Below are 21,553 nucleotides of genomic sequence, written 5' to 3'. Positions count from 1 at the left end.
GCATGGTGTCCTTCCGCACGTCCTTCCGTCCGCCCCGAATGCGCTTACGCGTGTCCCCCCGTCCATCACCGCGCGCGCACCTGCGCAGGTCCTCGGCGGCCGGCACCGTACTCGCCCTGGCCCTGGGCCTGTGCGCGGCCCCGGCGCACGCGGCCCCCGAGCACCCCTTCCGTGACCCGTCGCTCCCGCTCCAGCAGCGCGTCGACGACCTGCTCGGCCGGCTGACCCTGGCGGAGAAGGTCTCCTGGCTGCACCAGTACCAGCCGGCGGTGGAGCGGCTCGGCATCGGCCTGTTCAAGACCGGCACCGAGGCGCTGCACGGGGTCGCCTGGTCCACCGACATCGACAACGGCGGCAACGTCGTCACCGCCAGGGGCACCGTCTTCCCGCAGGCCGTCGGCCTGGCCAGCACCTGGAACCCGGACCTGGTCAAGAAGGTCGGCGAGGCCGTCGGCACCGAGGCCCGCGGCTACCACGCCGAGAACCCGCGGGTGTGGGGCCTGCAGCTGTGGGCGCCGGTGGTCAACCTGCTCCGCGACCCCCGCTGGGGCCGCAACGAGGAGGGCTACTCCGAAGACCCGCTGCTCACCGGCGCGATCTCCACCGCCTACGGCCGCGGCATCCAGGGCGACGACCCCGACCACCTGCGGGCCGCCCCGGTGCTCAAGCACTTCATGGCCAACAACAACGAGGTCCGCCGGGACACCACCAACTCCAGCCTCCGGCCCCGGGTCATGCACGAGTACGAGCTCCCGGCCTTCCGGACGGCTCTGGCGAACGACGCCGCGACCGGTGTGATGACCGCCTACAACCTGGTCAACGGCCGCCCCGCCACGGTCACCGACCTCAACGCGAGCGTGCGGAGGTGGACCGACCGGACGCTCTTCAACGTCTCCGACGCCGGCGGCCCGAACAACCTGACCGGCTCGCAGCGCTACTTCGCCACCCAGCCCGAGGCCGCCGCCGCGATGGTCAAGGCGGGCGTGGACAGCTTCACCGTGGACGACACCAGGGGCGCCCCGACGGTCGCCTCGGTCAACGCCGCGCTCGCGCAGGGGCTGCTCGCCGAGGCCGACCTCGACCGGACCGTGCGCAACATCCTCAGCGTGCGGTTCCGGCTCGGCGAGTTCGACCCGGACGGCGGGCCGTACGGGAAGATCACCAAGGCGGTGGTGGACAGCCCCGAGCACCGGAGGCTGAACCGGCGGACCGCCACCGAGGCGGCGGTGCTGCTGAAGAACACCGGCCCCGGGGGCTCGGCCTCCGAGGGCTCCGGGAAGTCCGGTGCGCTGCTCCCGCTCGACCCGGCCGAGAAGGTCGCGGTCATCGGCCCGCTCGCCGACACCCTCTACACCGACTGGTACTCCGGCGCCCTGCCGTACGAGGTGACCCCGCTGGACGGGATCAGGGAGCGGGCCGCCGTCACCGGCGCGACCGAGGGCGTCGACCGGATCGCGCTCAAGGCCGGCGGGAGGTACCTCACCGCCCCGGCCGGCGCGGGCGGCGATCTGAGGCTCGCCGCGACCGCGCCGGGGAAGGGCGAGCAGTTCGACGTCTTCGACTGGGGCCGGGGGATCGTGACCCTGCGCAGCGTCGCCAACGGCCGGTACGTCAGCCGCGCCAACTGGTCCACCCTGGCCAACACCCAGGAGCAGCCTGCCGGCTGGTTCGTCCAGGAGCAGTTCAGGCTTGAGGCGCAGGCCGACGGGACCGTGCTGCTGCGTTACGCCGGTTACGAGACCGCCGAGTCGTGGTTCGGCCCGGACGTCTACGTCCGGGCCGCCGAGGACGGCACGCTCGCGCTGACCACCGCGGAGAACGCCACCCGGTTCACCAGGGAGACCGTGCGCAGCGGGATCGACGAGGCCGTCGCGGCGGCGAAGAGCGCCGACACGGCGGTCGTCGTGGTCGGCAGCATGCCGTTCATCAACGGCCGCGAGGCCCACGACCGCACCGACCTGGGCCTCGCGGAGGGCCAGGAGGCGCTGGTCGAGGCCGTGCGCGCGGCCAACCCGAACACCGTGGTCGTCCTGGAGAACAGCTACCCGACGACCATCGACCGCCTGCAGGAGAAGGTCCCGGCCATCCTGTGGACCACCCACGCCGGCGCGGAGACCGGCCACGCCCTGGCCGACATCCTGTACGGCGACGCCAACCCGGCCGGCCGGCTCACCCAGACCTGGCCGCGCGAGGGCGCGGAGCTGCCGGACATCCTCGACTACGACATCGTCAAGACCGGCTCGACCTACCTGTACTCGAAGGACAGGCCGCTCTACGCCTTCGGGCACGGCCTGAGCTACACCACCTTCGGCTACCAGGGGCTGAAGACCGTCCGGCGCGGCGACGGCTTCGAGGTGAGCGTGAAGGTGCGCAACACCGGCTCGCGCGCCGGCGACGAGGTCGTCCAGCTCTACACCCACCAGCAGTCCTCGCGGGTGCGGCAGCCGGTCAGGCAGCTGCGCGGGTTCGAGCGGGTGCACCTGGCGCCGGGCGAGTCGAAGACCGTCACGTTCCCGCTGAAGACCGCCGACCTGGCGCTGTGGGACGTGACCCGGGGCCGCTTCGCGGTGGAGCCGTCCACCCACGACGTGCTCGTCGGCTCCTCCTCGGACCGGATCCGGCAGCGGGCCACGCTGCGGGTGGACGGCGAGCGCATCCCCGCCCGCGACCTGACGCGGGCCACCCGGGCCGCGGACTTCGACGACCACTCGGGGGCGGAGCTGGTCGACGAGACCAAGGCGAGCGGTGACGCGGTCGCGCTCTCCTCCGGGGAGTGGATCTCCTTCGCCGACGTCGACCTCGGCCGGGGCGCGACCGGGGTGACGCTGGGGGTCGCGGCGGCCGAGGCCGCCTCCGTGGAGGTCAGGACCGGGTCGCCGACCGGCAGGCTGCTCGGCACGGTCCAGGTGGCCGCCACCGGCGGGGTCTATCAGTGGTCGACGGCCACCGCGGCGCTCGCGCGGACCTCGGGACGGCAGGACGTCTACCTGGTCGCCCGCGGTGACCTGCGGCTCAAGGAGGCCGTCCTGACCCGCTGACCCGCCGGTCCGGGTGACCCGTCGGCGGCGGTGGAAGCCTTCCGGCGGGTCTCCGGCTGCGCGCCGCCGGCGGGGGTGATACGACCAGAGAATCATGATCTTTTTCCGGGAAACGCACCGTTCCGCAGGCCGTACGGCGTGCACTTCCCAGAAAAGGATCAACGATGCCGTTCGGCGAGGAGGTTGCGGACCTCGGAGACGATCTCCCGGGGGAAGCCGAGGACCATGCGCGCGTCGTAGCGTAAGGACAGATAGCCGTTGAGGGCGAGTAGCCGCATGGTCTCGCGGTCCTGCCTGATCTGGCGGGGGTCGCGATCGTGGTGGGAGCCGTCGTAGTCGATCGTCAGCAGGGCCTGGGGATAGTAGAGGTCGGGCTGGGCGATCCGCTGACCGGTGTCGTCGAAGACGTGGGGATTGGCGAGGGGGCGCGGAAGCCCGCCGTCGACGAGGAGCATCCGGAGGCGGGTCTCCATGGGGGAGTAGGTCTCCGGCTCCAGCTGGGGGAGTGCTGCCAGGGCGGCCGGCAACCCCCGGCGCCGCCGTACCTGGGACAGCCGGTCGCCGATCGCCGCGACCGAGGTCCAGGAGCGGACGAGCTGGTCGCCGGCCATGATGAGCTCGATCCGGGACAGCCTGATCGCCAGTTCCAGGAACAAGGGCTCGGGCCGGGGAACGAGCAACCCGTCCAAGCGCCGCAGATCGTCCGGTCCCCAGTGGGTGTAGCGGTGAACCCTGATGCCGAGGATCTCGGGATGCCTGCCGAGCGCCGGGGGCAGCGCCACATCGAGGTCTCCGGACTCGGGAACGGGCAGGCCGTACAGGCGGGCGGCGGTGAGACCGCAGAACACCGAACTCGGAGGCAGGAGGAGCAGCGCGGCCCGGCAGCGGAGCCGGAGGGAGTCGGGCAACTCCGCGAAAACGTAAACGTCGCGATATATCCGGCGGAACCTGGACCCCTGCAGCTGGCGGCGAGTCAGTCCTAGGGCCAAGGCGTCCCTGGTTCGGAACGGTCCCTGGCGCAACGCTTCGGGAAGCACGCGATGGAGCCTCCCATGCCACCCTGCCTCCGGTACGGCGATCCGTACGGCTCGGAAGCCGCCGACGGACCATCGCCCCGGTCTGATCCGATCTACCGGTTGTGATCCTTTTCCGGGAAGTGCACGCCGTGCGGGCTACAGAACGGTGCACTTCCCGAAAAAGGATCATCGCTGTGCTATGGGAGCGGGGTGAGGCCCAGTTGCCGGGCGGCCGCGGTCACGGTCTGTTCGAGCAGCAGGGCGATGGTCATGGGGCCGACGCCGCCCGGAACCGGCGTGATCAGGCTCGCCCGGGACCGGCAGCTCTCGAAGTCCACGTCGCCGACGTTGCCGGGGTTGTATCCGGCGTCGACGACGACGGCTCCCGGTTTGACGTCCTCGCCGAGGATGAGCCGCGGCCGGCCGACCGCGGCGACGAGGATGTCGGCCCGCCGCACGATCGAGGCCAGGTCGCGGGTGCGCGAGTGGCAGTAGGTCACCGTGGCGTCGCGGGCCAGCAGCAGCATCCCCACCGGCCTGCCCAGGATGGCGCTGCGCCCCACCACGACCGCGTGCCTGCCTGCGGGGTCGACGCCGTACTCCTCCAGCAGGCGCATGATCCCGCCGGGCGTGCAGGAGACGAAGCCGGGCAGCCCGAACCCCATCGCGGCGAAGGAGTGCATGGTGACCCCGTCGACGTCCTTCTCCGGGGCGATGGCCTCGAACGCGGCCCGCTCGTCGATGTGCGGGCCGACGGGGTGCTGGAGCAGGATGCCGTGCACGCCGGGATCCTGCGACAGGGCGGTGACGGCCGAGACCAGTTCGGCGGTGGTGGTCGCGGCCGGCAGCGCGACGAGCCGGGACTCGATGCCGGCCTGCGCGCACCGGTTGCGCTTCATGCGCACATATGTCACCGAGGCCGGATCGTCTCCGACCAGTACGGTCGCCAGGCATGGAGCCGTGCCGGCCAGCCGGGCGAGGTCCGCCGCCGCGGAGGCGGCGCGCTCGGTGATGCGGCGGGCGAGGGTGGCGCCGTCCATGAGGCGGGCGGTCTGCGTCTGGGTCATGGGCCGCTCCTGCAGGTCGCTGCGGAATGCCCAGGCGCACGGCGGTGACGGGATCGCCGAGCCGCTCCCCGGTGGTGCTCCACCTAAGCGCCAGTCGCGGCTCGGGATCCACTGTAACGCCGTGGCCGTCTGCCGGTCCAGGTTGTGATTCGCCCTGCTCAAGACGTAGTCGATATGGCAGTCGTTATGGTTCTCTAGCTTAGAGTGTTTGGTTTGTCACCTTGAGTGGCTAAGTGGAGTAATCTCTCCCGCAGGTTCCATGGCGGCCTCCGGCATGTCGGTCGCTCCGGAGGCCATCACCGGATCTTCTTCTGTGGCGGGAGTTCCGAAGCAGATGTCCTTCCTCCGTGTTTTCGCCGATGACTACTCTTGAGAGGACCTGGATGAGGGGAATCACCATGACCGTCGCCGACTCGTCGACTCCCGGACCGGTGCGCCTGCCGAGGACGATCAAGGCCATTCGCGCGGCCCTCCCGCCCGGTCAGCGGGAGCGTTTCCGGGCGGAGGTCGAGGCGGCGGATCTCAGCATGCTGCCCGGCGTCGTACGGTCCTGGTGGGGGAGGGCGATCGTCCTGGCCGATCAGCGGACGGTGGCCGCTCTGGAGCGTTCACGCTCGGGTGAACTGGACCGGGTTCCCGCCGAGGATGCGCTGCCGGATTGGGGCACGTGATCCGTGGCGCGATACACGGTCTTCCTGGACCACGAAGCCGCACTCGCCGCGTCGGCGATGCCCGACCGGGTGCTCAAGGAGATCGTCTCAGTGCTGGGGACGCTCGCTGAGGACCCCTACCCGGGAAGCGACATGCTCGATCCGGAGGGGCCGGAGACCGAACGTCTCGTGGTCGGTGAATCCGTCGTCATGACCCTCGTCATCAACGAGTCCGCGCATGAGATCAACATCCTCGGTGTGATCTGGACGGGGTGAGTCCGCCCGCCGACGGTGCCGTCCACGGTGAGGCCGCTCGTGCCGGTGGCGCGCGGTTGCGACCTTCGGCGTAGGGGGATCTTCGAAAGTCGTACCCGCCGAGTGCCTTTTCGGCCGAAGCGCAGGCCACCGGGGTGCCGCGATGGTGGTGCCATGTCACGATCACCACTTCGCGGGGCGCTCGCCGCCGCCGCTGCGCTTCTCGTTCTCGCCACGCCCGCCGCCGCGCTCGCCGCGCCGTACCCGCTCGGCGCACCTGCCGCGGCCGCCGCGCCGGACCGGGCTCCGACTCTCGCCCTGCCCCGGCCGACCGGCCCGCACGCGGTGGGCACGACCGCGCTGCACCTGGTGGACGGCTCCCGCACCGACCCCTGGGCGGCCGGGAGGCCGCGCGAGCTCATGGTCTCGATCTGGTACCCGGCCCGGACCGCCAAGGGGGAGCGGGCGCCGTACATGACCGTGAAGGAGGCGGAGCTGCTGCTGAAGGAGCAGGGCGCCGGGGCCGAGGTCGTGAACGCGCTCGCGGGGACGCGGACCAACGCGGTCACCGGCGCGGCGCCGCTCGGGCGGCGGCACGGCCTGCCCCTCGTGGTGCTCTCGCCCGGGTTCGGCATGCCCCGCAGCTCGCTGACGGCCCTGGCGGAGGACCTGGCCAGCCGGGGCTACGCGGTGGCGGGCATCGACCACACGCACGAGTCCCCCACGACCTTCCCGGACGGGCGGACCACCCCCTGCACCACCTGCGAGTCCGGGGGCACCCCGGCGTTCGGGGAGAAGAGCACGCGGGTCCGCGCGGCGGACGTCTCCTTCGTGCTCGACCGGCTGACCGGGAAGGATCCCGCCTGGAAGCACGCCCGGCTGATCGACCGGTCCCGGATCGGCATGGCCGGCCACTCCCTCGGCGGCAACAGCGCCACGCACACCATGCTCACCGACCCCCGGGTGCGCGCCGGGGTGAACATGGACGGCACCTTCTGGATCCCGATCCCCGACAGGGGGCTCCGCAAGCCGTTCATGCTGCTGGGAGCCGGTGAGGCCCACGCGCAGGGCGGGAGCGACCCCACCTGGGGGCGGGACTGGAAGAACATGACCGGCTGGAAGCGCTGGGTGACGGTCAAGGGCATGGGGCACAACGCCTTCACCGACTACGCGCCGCTCCTGGGCGATCTGATCAAGAACGAGGACATGTTCGGCACGCTCCCCGGCGCCCGTTCGCTGGAGATCACCCGCACGTACGTCGGGGCCTTCTTCGACCTGCACCTGCGCGGGCGGTCGCGGCCGCTGCTCGACCGGGCCGCCGAGCGCTACCCGGAGGTCACGGTCAAGAGGTGATCCGACCCGCCCGTTCCTCCGGTGTCTCCGGGGTGCGGAGCAGGTGCCACAGTGCTGAGGTGTCGATGAGGCAGCCCGTCAGGGGACACCGCATGCCGTACGGCCGCGCACCGGAGCGTACGGCGGGGCCCGGCGCCGGGGAGGAGGGCGGCGCCGGGCGGCCGGGGAGGGTCAGCCCTTGACGGCGCCGATGATGACGCCCTTGGTGAAGTGCTTCTGGACGAAGGGGTAGACGAACAGCACGGGGAGCAGGGCGAGCACGACGATGGCCATCTGGATGGCCAGGTTGGGCGGGAGCGCGCCGCCGACCGAGGTGTCCACCGCCGAGCCGAGGGTGAGCGACTGGCCCTGCTGGACGTACTGGCGCATCACCAGCTGGAGGGGCCACTTGGTGTTGTCGTTGATGTACAGGATCGCGTTGAAGAAGGCGTTCCAGTAGCCCACGGCGTAGAACAGGCCGATGACCGCGGTGACGCCCTTGGACATGGGCAGGATGATCCGGATCAGGATGCGGAACTCGCTCGCCCCGTCGATCCGGGCGCTGTCGGGCACCTCCTCCGGGATGTTCATGAAGAAGGCCCGCATCACCACGAGGTTGAACGCGTTGATCGCGCCCGGCAGGATCAGCGACCAGTAGCTGTCGATCAGGCCGAGCGACTTGACCATCAGGTAGCTGGGGATCATGCCCGGCGTGAACAGGAACGTCAGCAGGATCATGAACAGCAGGGGCCGCTGGAACAGCGAGCCCGGCCGGGACAGGCCGTAGGCCGCGAGCACCGTGCAGACCAGGCTCACCGCCGTGCCCGCCGCGGTGACGCCGAGGCTCACCAGCACCGACCGGCTCACCACGCCGCCGGAGAACAGCTCCCGGTAGGCGGCGAAGGAGAACCCCTTGGGCACCACCACCAGGCCGCCGGCCTCGTTCACCGCCGCGGCGGGGGACAGGCTGGTGAGCACCACGATGTAGATCGGGAAGAGGACGACGAGCGAGATGAGGGTCAGGGTCAGGCCCTTGGCCAGCCTGCCCGGCAGGCTCGGGAGTTCCTCCCATGCGGGACGTGTACTCATGATCGTTTGTAGATTCCCTGTTCGCCGAACCGGTGGGCGACCTTGTTGGCCACGAGGATGAGGACCAGGCCGACCACGCCCTTGACCAGGCCGGCCGCGGCGCCGTAGCTCCACTCCCCGGTGACGAGCGTGCGCCAGTAGACGAAGGTGTCCAGCACCTCCGCGGCCTCCCGGCCCACCGCGTCGCGCTGGAGGAAGAACTGCTCGAAACCGACGTTGAGCGCGTCGCCGAGGCGGAGGATCAGCAGCAGCACGATGACCGGGCGCAGTCCGGGCAGGGTGATGTGCCAGATCCGCCGCCACCGGCCGGCGCCGTCCACCGCCGCCGCCTCGTAGAGGTTCGGATTGATGGCCGCCAGCGCGGCCAGGAAGATGATCGTCCCCCAGCCGGCGTCCTTCCACACCGACTCCGCCGTCACCAGCAGCAGGAAGACGTCCGGGTCGGTCATGAGGTCGACGCCGTCGTGGCCGTTGGCGCGCAGCAACTGGGAGATCAGCCCCGCGCCGCCCAGGATCTGCTGGAACAGCGTGACGACCAGCACCCAGGAGAAGAAGTGCGGCATGTAGACGATGCTCTGCACGAACAGCCGGACCCGGGGGTTCATCACGCTGTCGAGCAGGACCGCCAGCAGGATCGGCAGCGGGAAGTAGAACACCAGCTGGAACGCCGTGATGGTGAGCGTGTTCAGCGTGGCGTCCCAGAAGCTCTGGTCGGTGAGCAGCCACTGGAAGTTGGTGAAGCCGATCCAGGGGCTCTCCGCGATCCCGACGTGGGGGGAGTAGTCCTGGAAGGCGATCACGTTGCCGAGCGTCGGGATGTAGTGGAACACCGCCAGCAGCCCGACCGCGGGCACGGTCATCAGCAGCAGCTGCCAGTCGTGCCGCAGCCGGCTGCCCAGCGAGGGCTTTGCCCCGGGCTTTCCACCGGCCTTGCTACGCTTCGCGGGAGCGCCGGCGCCGGCGGGTGAGGTCAGGTCACCCGCCGGTCCGGTGCTCGCGTCCTTTCCGGACTTCTCGGCGTTGTCAAGCACGGCCGTTGTCCTGCAGCACCTTCAGGTAGAACTCGCGGCTCTTGTCGCCGCCGTCCTTGCGCCACTCGTCGACGACCTTCTTCAGCTCGCTGAGCGGGCGGCGGCCGCGGACGACGTCCTGGATCTTGTCCTCGGTAGGCTGCTCCAGGGCGGCGTACTCCGAGGGCCGCTGGATCCGGATGCCCTCGTGCGGGTTGGGCGCCCAGTGCTGGGCGGCCTCGTTGTACCAGTTCGCGGCGGTCTCCACATACCGGGGGAGCTCGCTCTCGGTGATCGCGTCGGGCCGGCCGCTGAGGAAGAAGTAGGTGGGCGGGGCCTCCTTGAGGCCGATATCGGTCCTCTTGGGGGCTCCGGCCTCCGTCTTGGTGTAGTGCTTGCCCTCGACGCCGTAGACGGACAGCATGTGCTCCTGCGTGCCGAACGGCGCGGCCAGGTAGTTCATCAGGGAGAGGATCTCCTCGACCTTCTCCTTGCCCAGGCCCTTCTTGATGAAGGTGTACTGCCCCGGCTCCTCGTTCTTGTGGTAGCCGGGGGCGCCCCCGTCGTGGCCGAAGGACGGCACCGCCTCGATCCAGAAGTCGGGCTTGGTGGGGATCATCTGCTCCAGCATCTCCTTCCACCCGCCGAAGCCGTCCTGGGTGACGAGGATCTGGCCGGACTTGAACAGCTCCTTGGCGTTGGCGCCCTTGCTGCTGACGATGTCGGGGTGGATCAGCTTGCCCTCGTACAGCTTGCGCATGAACTCGACCGCCGCCTCGAACTCCGGCGTCTCGTACCGGTGGACCAGCTTGCCGCCGGACAGGACCCACTCCTTGGGGGCGCGGAAGATCTGGTAGGCCATCAGCTTGATGTCGCCGAAGGCCCAGCGCTTCTGCTTGGGGTCGTTGATCTCCTTGCCCAGGGCGAGCATCTCGTCGGCGCTCTTGGGGGCGGTCCAGCCGTTCTTGTCGAACAGGTCCTTGCGGTAGAGGAGGATCACGCCCATCGGGAAGGTGTAGCTGCCGGGGATGCCGGTCAGCTTGTCGTTGAAGACGCCCCACTTCCAGGCGTCGGTGCTGATGTTGGCCAGCAGCGGGTACTTCTTGACGGCGTCGCCCTGCAGGTAGGGCGTGAGGTCCTCGAAGAGCCGGCCCACGGCCTCGCCGAACTGGGGGATCTGGTTGACGGTCCAGCTCGGGATCATCGTGATGTCGACGACGTCGCCGCCGGCGATGATCGCGTTCATCTTCTCGATGATGGTCATGCCGTCGAGGATGTTGAACTCGATGGTCGCGCCGAGGTCGGCGTTGACGGCGTCGAAGTAGGGGTTCTCGCCCAGCGGCGGCGGGAGCGGGCCCCACAGCGGGGTCATGGCCTTGTAGTGGCCGCCCTTGCCGGGTTTGGCGGTCACCGCGTCGACGAGGGAGGCGGGATACTTGGTGAAGCCGCCGGGCGCGCCGTTCTGCCCGGGGATGTCGGGGGTGACGCCCGCGTAGGGGACGTGCGTCGGCACCTGCGAGGTCAGCTTGTCGAGGGCGGCCGCGGTGGCTCCGCCGGAGCCGGGCCGGGGGCCGCTCGGCGTGGAGCAGGCGCTGAGCAGGCCGCCGCTCGCGGCGGCGACCGCGCTGAGTCCCACCAGGCCGAAGAAGCCTCGGCGGCTGGTCGTCGCGCCCTCGGGGGGAGTTTTCACGGCGCGTTCCCTTCGTTGTCATGGACGGGCGGGGGTTGTCCTAGGAGGATGGGTCCGAGATAGAGTTAGTTCGTCTTTTGACCAAACAAATTAGTCGAGGGGCACTCCCGCCACAAGGGGCCGACGATCGCGGTCCTCGGGGCGGGTGAGGCATGATGGGGCCAGCCGGGGGCCGTTCGCAAGACGGAGCCCGGGCCGATCAGGACGGGACGGACCTTGATCACATCTACGACGAATCCGCAGCCGGCCGACTTCGCCGATGTCCGGGCCACCAACCTCGCCGTGGTGCTGCGGTTCGTGCGCGAGCACGCGCCGTGCTCGCGGGCGGACATCGCGGCTTCCACGGGCCTCAACAAGGCGACCGTGTCGAGCCTGGTCGCCGACCTGATCGACCGCCGCCTGGTGCGCGAGACCGGGCTGACCGAGAACCGCGTCGGACGCCCGGCCACCATGCTCGTGCTCGACGGCTCGCCGTACGCCGCGATCGGCATCGAGGTCAACGTCGACTACGTCACCGCGGTGGCGGTGGACCTGGCGGGGGAGCGGCTGCTGTCGTGGCGGCGCTCCTTCGCCGGCCCGCTTCCCGGCACCGACGGCTCGACCGGCCAGGCCGTGGCGGCCGTCGCGGCGATCGTCCGCCGGGTGGTGGGCCGGATGGCCAAGCAGGAGCGCCAGGTCCTCGGCCTGACCGTGGGCGTGCCCGGCCTGGTCGGCACGGACGGCACGGTGCTCATCGCGCCCAACCTCGGCTGGCGCGACGCCGACCTGGCCGGAGACCTGGCCAAGGCGCTGCGCGACCCCGGCTTCGCCGTCCAGGTCGAGAACGACGCCAACCTCGCGGCCCTGGCCGAGCACCGCTTCGGCTCGCAGGCGGGGACCGCCAACCTGGTCTACCTCACCGGCGAGATCGGGGTCGGCGCCGGGATCATCCTGGACGGGCGGATCCGCCGGGGCGGCCGGGGCTACGGCGGCGAGATCGGCCACATCCAGCTCGACCCGCTCGGCGCCGGGTGCCGGTGCGGGCGGACCGGCTGCCTGGAGGCCGTCGCCGGGATCGGCGCGGTGCTCCGGCACGTCCCGCTCTCGCCGGCCGAGGTGGAGATCGAGCTCGACGAGGTGGTACGGCTGGCCCGCGCCGGCGACGACCGGACCCTCGGCCTGCTGGCGGAGGTCGGGCGGCAGCTCGGCAAGGGCGTGGCGGTGGTGGCCAACCTGCTCAACCCCGAGGTGGTCATCCTGGGCGGCTACTACGTGCCGCTGGCGCCCTGGCTGCTGCCCGCCGTGGAGGAGGAGGCGCGCGGCCGTACGATCGCGCCCGAGGGCGGGGGCTGCCGGGTGGTGGCCTCGACCCTGGGCTACGACGCGGCGGCGCTGGGCGGCGCGGCCCGGGTGCTCGACTCGGTGGACTCCGGCCGGCTGCCCCGGGTCTCCTGACCTCGGCACGGAGGCGTTCCGGGATGATCCGGAACCGAAGAATGATCCGTGATTTTCTCCGCAGGTCTTGACCTGGATCTCACGGCCAGGCACCCTTCAGGGAAACTCTGCTCGAAACATTCGTGTAACGGGCGGAGTTTTCCTGGACCGACTATCGAAGCGCTTCGACAGAGGCGCGTTTTCTCGCCCCGTTGTCGAAGCGCTTCGACGCTCACCAGAGGGATGGTCCCCCCGATGAACGAACCGTTCCGCGACCCCGAGCTCCCGCTCTCCGACCGCATCGCCGACCTGCAGGGCAGGCTGAGCCTGGCGGAGAAGGTCGCCCTGCTGCACCAGTACCAGGCCCCGGTCGAGCGGCTGGGCGTGGGCCCGTTCCGCACCGGCACCGAGGCCCTGCACGGCCTGGCCTGGCTCGGCCCGGCCACGGTCTTCCCGCAGGCGGTCGGGCTGGCCAGCACCTGGGACCCCGAGCTGGTCCGGCGGGTCGGCGAGGCGACGTCCGACGAGGTCCTGGCCTTCCACCACAAGGACCCGGCCGGGGCGGGGCGGAACGTGTGGGCGCCGGTGGTCAACCCGCTGCGCGACCCCCGCTGGGGACGGAACGAGGAGGGCTACTCCGAGGATCCGTGGCTGACCGGCGTGATGGCGGTGGCGTACGCCTCCGGCCTCCGTGGGAGCGATCCCAAGGTGCTGAAGACGGCGCCGACGCTCAAGCACTTCCTCGGCTACAACAACGAGACCGACCGCTGCACCACCTCCAGCGACCTGCCGCCCCGGGTGCTCCACGAGTACGAGCTGCCCGCCTACCGGCCCGCGCTGGAGAGCGGCGCGGCGGTGGCCGTGATGCCCTCCTACAACCTGGTCAACGGCCGCCCGGCGCACCTCAGCCCGCTGATCAACGACGTGCTGCGCGCCTGGGCCCCCGACGACGTCCTGGTGGTCAGCGACGCCTACGCCCCCGGCAACCTCACCGGCCTGCAGGCCTACCACGACGACCCCGCCGAGGCCTACGCGCACGCGATCAAGGCCGGGCTCGACAGCTTCACCCAGGACGACGACCGTACCGAGGCCGTCCTCGGGCACGTCCGCGACGCGCTGGAGCGGGGCCTGCTCACCGAGGCGGACGTCGACGCGGCCGTCAGGCATGCGCTTTCCATCCGGTTCCGGCTCGGCGAGTTCGACCCCGCCACGCCGTACGACGACGTGACCGAGGCCGTCGTCAACTGCCCCGAGCACCAGGTGCTGGCCCGCGAGGCGGCCCGCCGCTCGATCGTGCTCCTGGAGAACGACGGCCTCCTCCCGCTGGCCGGGGTCACGAAGATCGCCGTCATCGGCCAGCTCGGCGACACCCTGATGGAGGACTGGTACTCCGGCACGCTGCCGTACGCCGTCACCGCCCGCGCCGGGCTCGCCGAGCGGTGCGAGACGGTGTTCTGCGAGGCGGTGGACCGGATCACGCTGACCGCCGAGAACGGGCACGTCGTCGCCGACCCCGGCGGCGGGCCGCTCGGGCTCACCGCGGAGGCGGGCACCGCCGAGGGCCTGTTCGACCTGTTCGACTGGGGCGGCGGGTCCTACGCCCTGCGCGCCGCGGCGACCGGCCGGTACGTCTCGGTGGACGACTCCGGCACGCTGGTCAACGACCAGCCGGGGCCCAACGGCTGGGAGGTGCGCCAGACCTTCCGGCTGGAGGACCGGCCGCGCGGCACGCTGGCGCTCCGGCACATCTCCACCGGCCGCTACGTCGGACTGGCCGCCGGCCCCGGCGCGGCCTCGGACGGTACGGCGCCCGGCGCGGCGGTCCTCCGGCTGGTGGACGACGCCGACGCGGCCGTCTGGCTGACCGCGGAGACGGTCGTCAGCGGGGCCGAGAGCGCCGCCGCGCTGGCCGCCGCCGCGGACGTCGCGGTCGTCGTGGTCGGCGACCATCCGCTGGTCAACGGGCGGGAGACCGAGGACCGCCTCGACCTGGCGCTCCCCGCGGCGCAGGAGGCCGTGGTGGCGGCGGTGCGCGCGGCCAACCCGAGGACCGTCATGGTGATCAGCAGCGGCTACCCGATGACCTGGTCGGAGCGGGGCCTGCCCGCGGTGCTGTGGTCCTCGCACGGCGGCCAGGAGTACGGCCACGCGCTGGCCGAGGTGCTCTTCGGCGACGCCGACCCCGAGGGACGCCTCACCCAGACGTGGTACCGCTCGGCGTGCGAGCTGCCCGACCTGCTCGACTACGACATCATCGCCGCCGACGCCACCTACCAGTACTACCGGGGCACCCCGCTCTACCCCTTCGGCCACGGCCTGTCCTACACCGACTTCGACTACCGCGACCTGACCGCCGAGGTCGCGGACGGGCGGATCACGGTCTCGGCGACGGTCGCCAACACCGGTCCCCGGCCCGGCACGGAGGTCGTCCAGCTCTACACCCACCAGCAGCGCTCCCGCGTCAAGCAGCCGCTGCGCCGTCTGCGGGACTTCGCCAAGCTCAGGCTGGAGCCCGGCGAGAGCACCGCGGTCCGCTGGACCATCGACGTCGCCGACCTGGCCTTCTGGGACGTGACCAGGAACCGGTTCGCGGTCGAGGACGCGTCCCACAAGATCATGGTGGGCCGCTCGGCCCGCGACATCCGCCTCTGCGCGACGGTCCACGTCACCGGCGAGCACATCCCGCCCCGCGACGCCCTCGCCGCGCCGATCCCGGCGGTGGACCACGACGAGTACGACGCGGTGGCGTTCACCGACGCCTCCCGGGTCTCCGGCGACGCCGTACGCTCCACGGCCGAGGGCGCCTGGATCCTCTTCCGCGGGGTCGACTTCGGGACCGGGGCCGCCGCCTGCGCGATCGAGGCCACCAGCACCGAGGGCGGCGTGCTCACCCTCCGCCTCGGCGACCCCCTGTACGGCCCCGCCCTCGGCGCCGTGCCCGTCCCGCGCGCCGGCCGCCACGACCTGTCCCGGGTCGTCGGCGGGCTCGAGGGGGCCCGGGGCGTGCACGATCTGTACGTGGTGTTCGAGAATGCCGGTATCACCGTCTCCCGCCTGGCCTTCGGTTCCGCCGAGAACAGATGAGCGGGCGGGCGGGCGGACGGATCGACGGGCGAGGGATGTCCACGGATGCGGACTCCGAGCCGCCGGGCGAGGGGGTCGTGGAGCGGATGAGCGGCAGAGCGGTGACGATCACGGAGGTCGCCAGGCACGCCGGGGTGGCGGTGAGCACGGTCTCGTACGTGCTCAGCGGGAAGCGCGCGATCTCCGCCGACACGCGCAGGCGCGTGCTCGACAGCGTGCGGACGCTCGGCTACCACCCCAACGCCGGGGCCAGGGCGCTGGCCAGCAGACGGGCGAACGTGATCGCGCTGGTGCTGCCGCTGCGGGCCGGGATGCACGTCCCGGTGCTGATGCAGTTCGCCACGTCGGTGGTGACCGCCGCCCGGCGCTACGACCACGACGTGCTGCTGCTCACCGCCGACGAGGGGCCCGACGGGCTGCGCCGGGCCGCCGCCAGCGCGCTGGTGGACGGGCTGGTCCTCATGGACGTGGAACTGCACGACACCCGGGTGCCGCTCCTGCGCGAACTGGCCGAGCCCAGCGTGCTCATCGGCTTCCCCGCCGACACCACCGGGCTGACCTGCGTGGACCTCGACTTCGCCCGGGCCGGGACGCTCTGCGTGCAGCACCTGGCGGCCCGCGGACACCGGGAGGTCGCGCTGCTCGGTGCGCCCGCCGTGGTCTACGACCGGGGCACCGGCTACGCCTGCCGGACGCGGGAGGGCTTCACCGAGGCCGCCGCGGCGCACGGCGTGACCGGGGTCGCGCTGCCCTGCGAGGAGACCTTCGACCAGGTCTCGGACGCGGTGGGCGGGCTGCTGGAGGCGCGGCCCGGCCTGACGGGGCTGGTCGTGCACAACGAGGCCGCGGTCAACCACGTGCTCGGGGCGCTGCGCCAGCACGGCAGGCGGGTCCCGGAGGACGTCGCGGTGGTCGCCATCTGCCCCGACGACATCGCGGAACGCTCCAGCCCGGCCCTGACCTCGGTGCTCATCCCGGCCGAGGACGTCGGCCGGGAGGCCGTGCGGCTGCTGATGGACAAGCTGGAGGGCCGCGCCGTACCGGACGGCACCCTGCTCGCCCCGCGCCTGACGGTCCGCGCCAGCACGTGACCCGGGTTGGGGAGCGGGCTACGGCAGGGGCAGTGCCCGAGGTGGCTGGGACTGGACTGCAGCGGGTCAGTTACCACTGGAGGACGTCGGCAGGTCCCACACCCGGATCGTGCCGTCCCCACTGCCGGTGACAATGACGGGCCAGCCGTCCAGCTTCGTCACCGCTATCGAGTGGATCCCGCGCTCGTGACCGGTCAGCGGTCGGCCGATCGGCTCCCGCGTGGCCAGGTCCCAGATCCGCACGGTCTTGTCCTCACTGCCGGAGACGGCGACCGGGCGGCCTTCAAGCTGAGTCACCGCCACTGACACGACATCGTCGGTGTGGCCCTTGAACGGCTGGCCGATGGGGGAACCGGTGGCCAGATCCCATACCCACACGGCACTCTTGCCATCGAAATCACTGCCTCCGGTGAGGACGACCGGGCGGCCGTTCAACTCCGCCACCGTCACCGTGCTAAGCGAGACCGTGCTGTCGGTGATCGGCTGACGGACTTGCTTGCCCGTGGCTAGATCCCATATTCGCGCGGTCTTGTCGAAGCTGCCGGTGACGACGACCGGACGGCTGTTCAGCTCAGTCACCACCAACGCGGAAACCGCGCCGGTATGGCCTTTGAACGACTGACCAAGCTGCTTTCCTGTGGCCAGATCCCATACCTGCACCGTTCCTTCCCCGTCCCCGGTGACGACGACCGGGCGGCCGTTCAGTTCCGTCACGGCCAGCGCGAAGATTTCGGAAACCTGGAGTGGTGAACCGACCTGCTCGCCCGTGGTCAGGTCCCATATCCGCATGCTTTCTCCGAACCCGCCAGTGACGACGACCGGACGGCCGTCCAACTCTGTTACGGCCACGGAGGTGATGGGACCGGCCGGATCGGTGATCGGTTCGCGGACCTGTCTGCCTGTGGCCAGGTTCCATACCCGTACTGTCTGATCTCCGCTGCCGGAGACGACGACTGGGCGACCATCCAGTTCCGTCACAGCCACCTCGTTCACCGCCCGGACATGACCGGTGAACAGCGCGTGGGAAGAGACGGGCTCGACGGATGGTGTCGGGGCGGAGGCCGCAGCAGTGGACGGTGCGACGGAGGGCTCCGTGCCGAGGAAGGGTATATGGGAGGGGAAGACGATGACCGCGATGAGAACGGCGACGACGATCACCGCCACAGCGATGACGGGCCAGAGGAGCCGAGACCGGCGGTGTGGCGCTGCCGTCGGGACCGATGACGTGACGGTCCCCGAAACGGTTGCCGCGTGGGGCACGCTGGCTGCGATGTCGCGATCGGATCCGGAAATCCCTGCACCCTCGTGGTTCACCGCGGGTTGTGGCGGTGGAGGAGGTTGGGAGTGCGCGGGCACGGTGGGTTGATCCGGCGGGACGGATACGTCCCAGCCATGCTTTCCGGGGAAGCCGTACCGGGTCACGTCGTCATCGACGCCATCGCCATCGGCGGGACCGGGCGCAGCAGTTCCTCGGCCGCCGGGAGCCCGACCGGACGTGCCAGATCCCTGGCCGTACGGAGGCTGTCTCACCGGCCCGGACACGGTACGGCCCACCGTCCGTGCCCCGTTCTCGCTGAGGGGGATAGGGACGTTGCCGTGGCCGGTCAGTGTGGAGAGCGCTCGCTCGGCTGTGGGGCGGGCCGCAGGATCTTTGGCGAGGCATGCCGCCAGCAAGGGCCGCAGCCCATCGGGAACCCCGGTCAGGTCCGGCACGCCACGCAGTACGGCGTTCATCACCGCAGCCGGGTGTTGTCCCGTGAAAACGGCATGTCCGGTCGCGGCGTACACCATGGTGGCGGCCCAGGCGAACATGTCGGCGGCCGGACCGGCGGGCTGGTCGGAGAGTTGCTCGGGGGCCATGTAGCCGGGGCTGCCCACCAGCGCGGAGCTGGTGATGCCGGCCTCCAGGATGCGGGCGATGCCGAAGTCGATGACCACCGGTCCCTCCGGGCCCATGATCACGTTGGCCGGCTTGAAGTCCCGGTGCACGATCCCCACCCGGTGGATGGCGGCCAGCGCGGTCGCCGTGGCGACGGCCAGGCGCTCCAGCCCGCTGCCGGTACGGGGCCCCTCGCCGATGACCAGCTGCTGCAGCGACGGCCCGGGGACGTACTCGCTGACCAGGTAGGGCCGCCCGTCGCTGACGCCGGCCTCCAGCACCTGGGCGGTGCAGAACACCGCCACCCGGCGGGCGAGGGCGGCCTCCCGCTCGAACCGCTCCCGGACGGAGGCCTCGGCGGCCATTCGGGTGTGCAGCACCTTGACCGCGACCCGCCGCCCCGAAGAGGTCTGGCCGAGGTAGACCGTGCCCTGGCCGCCCTCGCCCAGGACGCCCACCAGACGGTATGCACCGATCTGCTGCGGGTCGCTCGCGCTCAGCCGGTTGGGATCGGGCACCGTCAGCCTCCTCACCCGCCGCACGGGCCGGACTTCGCTGACACCCGGCACGGCGGACGGTAATGGTCACAAGAGTCTGATCATCACCCTGTCACAGCCGCGCATCATCCCGCCATATCCAGCGGCGACGGCAGAATTTGTATGGATTCTCGGCTGTCCGGCACGACTGTTAATGAAGTGGCCGTAATGGCCGAAAGGCCGCGCGGGTCTTCCCCGGCCCCGGATGCGGGTCCGAATGCGGGGAAGAGTCCGCGCGGCCTTATGCCGTTCAGAGTGATCGATGCTCGAAGTGATCGGCTCTCGGGCACCGCGCCTCCTGGTCAGGGGAGGCGCGCCCGTCCTCGGCTCTCAGACTCGGCTACCAGTCGCCGCCGCCGAAGTCACCACCGCCCCAGTCACCGCCGCCACCGAAGTCGCCGCCTCCGCCGCCGCCCCAGTCGCCGCCGCCGTCGGAGACGCCTTCCTGGTAGCCGGCGCCGTAGCCCATGCCGTAGCCGCCCATGCCCCAGCCACCCATCATGCTGCCGAGCATCGTGCCGACGAGCATGCCGCTCATCACGTCGCCGAAGCCGCCGTAGTAGCCGTAGGCGTAGGGCTGGTAGGCCGGGCCCGCGTCGTAGTAGGGGCGGCGCTGGCCGTTGATCATGACCTCGCGGGTCTGCGGCTCGAAGCCGCGCTCGATGGCCTCGGCGTCGGCCGCGCAGGCCGGGACGTCGCGCACCGCGCCGCCGGGCGGGGCCCAGCGCACGTCGCGGACCGAGGGGCCGTGCTGCGGGTTGAAGAAGCACGGCGAGCGCCGCTCGGGGAGCGGCAGGTGGTTGACGCGGGCCTTCACACAGGCGAGGGCGTAGCGGCCCTCCTCCAGCGCGGTGGTCACGCCGCGCAGCTCGTCGGGGCGCTTGACCGCCTCGAGCTCCACCTTGGCCCGCTCGTAGGAGTCGAGCGCGCGTGCCCAGTCGTCCTGGTGGTCACCGCCGTCGGCGAGCATCTTGACGTCCATGTCCAGCGCGGTGATCTCCTCGCCGAACTTGGTGACGTCCTCGTCCACGGTCTGCTTGACGGCGGCCAGCTCGGCGGCCTCGCGGGCCTCGCGCGCCTTCTTCTGCTTGCGGGAGTAGAGGAAGAGGCCTCCACCGCCCGCCAGGGCCAGCACCAGGATGCCGACCAGCACGCCCGCGCCGGAGCCGCCTCCGCTGGAGGAGCTCTCGGAGCCGCCGGAGCCGCCGGAGCCGTCCAGGCTCACGGCCTCCCTGGTCTTGCCGGATTCGGCGAGCTCCACTCGCCGGACGAAGTCCTGCATCCCGCTGGCGACGTCGTCGTTGCTCGCGACGGCGGCGTTGGCGATCCGGCCGGCGATACCGCCGCGAAGGGAACTGGACCCGGCGAACAGGGTCTTGCCGTCGAGGAGGGCGATGGTCGCCTTCTCCGTGCCTCCGGACTTGAGCTGGGTGCCCATCTTCGTGATCAAATCACCCGCGGCCGACCCGCTGGTCACCGTGCCGTCCGGCAGCGCGGCCACGTAGATCGGCGGGTTCGCTCCCTTGACGGAGTCACGGATGGCGGACTGCTCGCTTGAGGTGAGGGCCGAGCCAGACTCCACATAGAGGGGGTCTTTGGCCCACGCCGAGACGATCGTGTCGGGGTCGGGCGCCGCCGCGTGAGCCGGCGGGGCGGTCATGAGGATGGCCAGGAGCCCGGCGAACATCGCGGCGATCGCGGCACCGAGACGACCTGGCGCGAACTTTGTGGTGGTCACGGCAGATTGCCTCCTTCGTCCCTTAAGGACGAATGAGCGGACAACGGAGTTCCCTACTACCCGACCGTATCCGCTTCATCCCGGAACCGGGTGCGGAGGCGGGACATCCGTGCAGAACATCCGCGGATCCGAGGCTCGACCGGCGGTGTAGGCGGGTCGGACAGCGAGGGCGGCACCCGGTGGCCCGGACGAGGTCCACCCGTCGCGCGAGCGGGCCACCCGACCGATTCAGCCCGGTCGGGCGGCCCGCTCGCGCGATGGTCCGGGTCAGGCGTCCTTGATGTCGCAGAGCACCGCCCCGGAGGTCACCGTCTGCCCCACCTGCGCGCCCAGCCCGGTCACCGTGCCCGCCTTGTGCGCGGTCAGCGGCTGCTCCATCTTCATCGCCTCCAGCACCACGATCGTGTCCCCCGCCGCGACCACGTCACCATCGGCCGCGACCACCTTCACGATCGTGCCCTGCATCGGGCTGATGAGCGCGTCCCCGCCCGCGGCCTTCTTCACCGCGCCACCACCCCCGCGCCGCCGCGGCGCGGTCGCCCCGGAGGCTCCAGGGGCACGGCCCGCACCCGGACCGGGCAGGCCCAGCCCGGCCGGGAGCACCACCTCCAGCCGCTTGCCGCCCACCTCGACCGTGATCCGCTCCCGCTCGGCCGACTCCTCCG

General features: G+C 71.2%; 15 protein-coding genes and 1 riboswitch. Of the genes, 7 read left to right on the top strand and 8 right to left on the bottom strand.

What is annotated here, in order from left to right; translation table 11 throughout:
• Nucleotides 1–50 precede the first annotated feature (50 nt).
• A complete protein-coding gene (locus IEZ06_RS01955) occupies nucleotides 51–3,038 on the top strand; it encodes a glycoside hydrolase family 3 protein (protein ID WP_229797715.1) in 2,988 nt (995 codons plus the stop codon).
• Nucleotides 3,039–3,196: 158 nt separating this feature from the next.
• Here the strand turns inward: IEZ06_RS01955 and IEZ06_RS01950 are convergent, their stop codons facing one another.
• The gene (locus IEZ06_RS01950) at nucleotides 3,197–3,946 is read right to left on the bottom strand and encodes a putative endonuclease domain-containing protein (RefSeq protein ID WP_189234928.1); all 750 of its coding nucleotides are present in this window, start codon (nucleotides 3,944–3,946) and stop codon (nucleotides 3,197–3,199) included.
• A gap of 305 nt (nucleotides 3,947–4,251) precedes the next feature.
• Entirely contained in the window at nucleotides 4,252–5,121 is an 870-nt protein-coding gene (locus IEZ06_RS01945) for a bifunctional 5,10-methylenetetrahydrofolate dehydrogenase/5,10-methenyltetrahydrofolate cyclohydrolase (RefSeq protein WP_189234927.1), read from the bottom strand.
• Between the two features lie 21 nt (nucleotides 5,122–5,142).
• A riboswitch (ZMP/ZTP riboswitch) is annotated at nucleotides 5,143–5,229 on the bottom strand.
• A gap of 275 nt (nucleotides 5,230–5,504) precedes the next feature.
• On the opposite strand from IEZ06_RS01945, the gene IEZ06_RS01940 reads away from it, so the two are divergent.
• The 3 genes from IEZ06_RS01940 (at nucleotide 5,505) to IEZ06_RS01930 (ending at nucleotide 7,379) form a co-directional block, all read left to right on the top strand.
• Complete coding sequence (locus IEZ06_RS01940; RefSeq protein WP_189234926.1) at nucleotides 5,505–5,792, top strand: DUF6247 family protein; 288 nt, start codon at nucleotides 5,505–5,507, stop codon at nucleotides 5,790–5,792.
• A gap of 3 nt (nucleotides 5,793–5,795) precedes the next feature.
• Nucleotides 5,796–6,047 (top strand): type II toxin-antitoxin system RelE family toxin, encoded by a 252-nt coding sequence (locus tag IEZ06_RS01935; RefSeq protein ID WP_189234925.1) that lies wholly within the window; start codon nucleotides 5,796–5,798, stop codon nucleotides 6,045–6,047.
• A 153-nt stretch (nucleotides 6,048–6,200) separates the two neighbouring features.
• Entirely contained in the window at nucleotides 6,201–7,379 is a 1,179-nt protein-coding gene (locus tag IEZ06_RS01930) for an alpha/beta hydrolase family protein (RefSeq protein ID WP_189234924.1), read from the top strand.
• Between the two features lie 171 nt (nucleotides 7,380–7,550).
• Here IEZ06_RS01930 and IEZ06_RS01925 read toward each other — a convergent pair whose 3' ends face one another.
• Genes IEZ06_RS01925 through IEZ06_RS01915 form a run of 3 tightly spaced genes read right to left on the bottom strand, consistent with a single transcriptional unit; the run spans nucleotide 7,551 to nucleotide 11,147 of the window.
• Entirely contained in the window at nucleotides 7,551–8,447 is an 897-nt protein-coding gene (locus tag IEZ06_RS01925; RefSeq protein WP_189234923.1) for a carbohydrate ABC transporter permease, read from the bottom strand.
• A complete protein-coding gene (locus IEZ06_RS01920; protein WP_229797714.1) occupies nucleotides 8,444–9,478 on the bottom strand; it encodes an ABC transporter permease in 1,035 nt (344 codons plus the stop codon). Before IEZ06_RS01920 ends, IEZ06_RS01925 begins: the two co-directional genes overlap by 4 nt.
• Entirely contained in the window at nucleotides 9,471–11,147 is a 1,677-nt protein-coding gene (locus tag IEZ06_RS01915; RefSeq protein WP_189234922.1) for an extracellular solute-binding protein, read from the bottom strand. Before IEZ06_RS01915 ends, IEZ06_RS01920 begins: the two co-directional genes overlap by 8 nt.
• A 216-nt stretch (nucleotides 11,148–11,363) precedes the next feature.
• Between IEZ06_RS01915 and IEZ06_RS01910 the strand changes: the two genes are divergently transcribed.
• The 3 genes from IEZ06_RS01910 (at nucleotide 11,364) to IEZ06_RS01900 (ending at nucleotide 16,735) form a co-directional block, all read left to right on the top strand.
• Nucleotides 11,364–12,581 (top strand): ROK family transcriptional regulator, encoded by a 1,218-nt coding sequence (locus tag IEZ06_RS01910; RefSeq protein ID WP_189234921.1) that lies wholly within the window; start codon nucleotides 11,364–11,366, stop codon nucleotides 12,579–12,581.
• 234 nt (nucleotides 12,582–12,815) lie between these two features.
• On the top strand, nucleotides 12,816–15,644 hold the full coding sequence (locus tag IEZ06_RS01905; protein ID WP_189234920.1) for a glycoside hydrolase family 3 protein: 2,829 nt from the start codon (nucleotides 12,816–12,818) through the stop codon (nucleotides 15,642–15,644).
• 86 nt (nucleotides 15,645–15,730) lie between these two features.
• Complete coding sequence (locus tag IEZ06_RS01900; protein ID WP_189235140.1) at nucleotides 15,731–16,735, top strand: LacI family DNA-binding transcriptional regulator; 1,005 nt, start codon at nucleotides 15,731–15,733, stop codon at nucleotides 16,733–16,735.
• 66 nt (nucleotides 16,736–16,801) lie between these two features.
• On the opposite strand, the gene IEZ06_RS01895 is transcribed toward IEZ06_RS01900, so the two are convergent.
• The 3 genes from IEZ06_RS01895 to IEZ06_RS01885 all read right to left on the bottom strand — a co-directional run.
• Nucleotides 16,802–19,132, bottom strand: a complete 2,331-nt coding sequence (locus tag IEZ06_RS01895) for a WD40 repeat domain-containing serine/threonine protein kinase (protein WP_189234919.1) — start codon at nucleotides 19,130–19,132, stop codon at nucleotides 16,802–16,804.
• 358 nt (nucleotides 19,133–19,490) lie between these two features.
• The gene (locus tag IEZ06_RS01890; protein WP_189234918.1) at nucleotides 19,491–20,888 is read right to left on the bottom strand and encodes a hypothetical protein; all 1,398 of its coding nucleotides are present in this window, start codon (nucleotides 20,886–20,888) and stop codon (nucleotides 19,491–19,493) included.
• Between the two features lie 267 nt (nucleotides 20,889–21,155).
• Nucleotides 21,156–21,553: biotin/lipoyl-containing protein (locus IEZ06_RS01885; protein WP_308427594.1), on the bottom strand; the 398-nt coding region annotated here is incomplete at its 5' end.

The organism is Planomonospora antibiotica, assembly GCF_014647955.1.
In the GTDB taxonomy this organism is placed as follows: Bacteria; Actinomycetota; Actinomycetes; order Streptosporangiales; family Streptosporangiaceae; genus Planomonospora; species Planomonospora parontospora.
The sequence above is the reverse complement of the archived record's forward strand: the minus strand, read 5'-3'. Positions and strand labels throughout refer to the sequence as shown.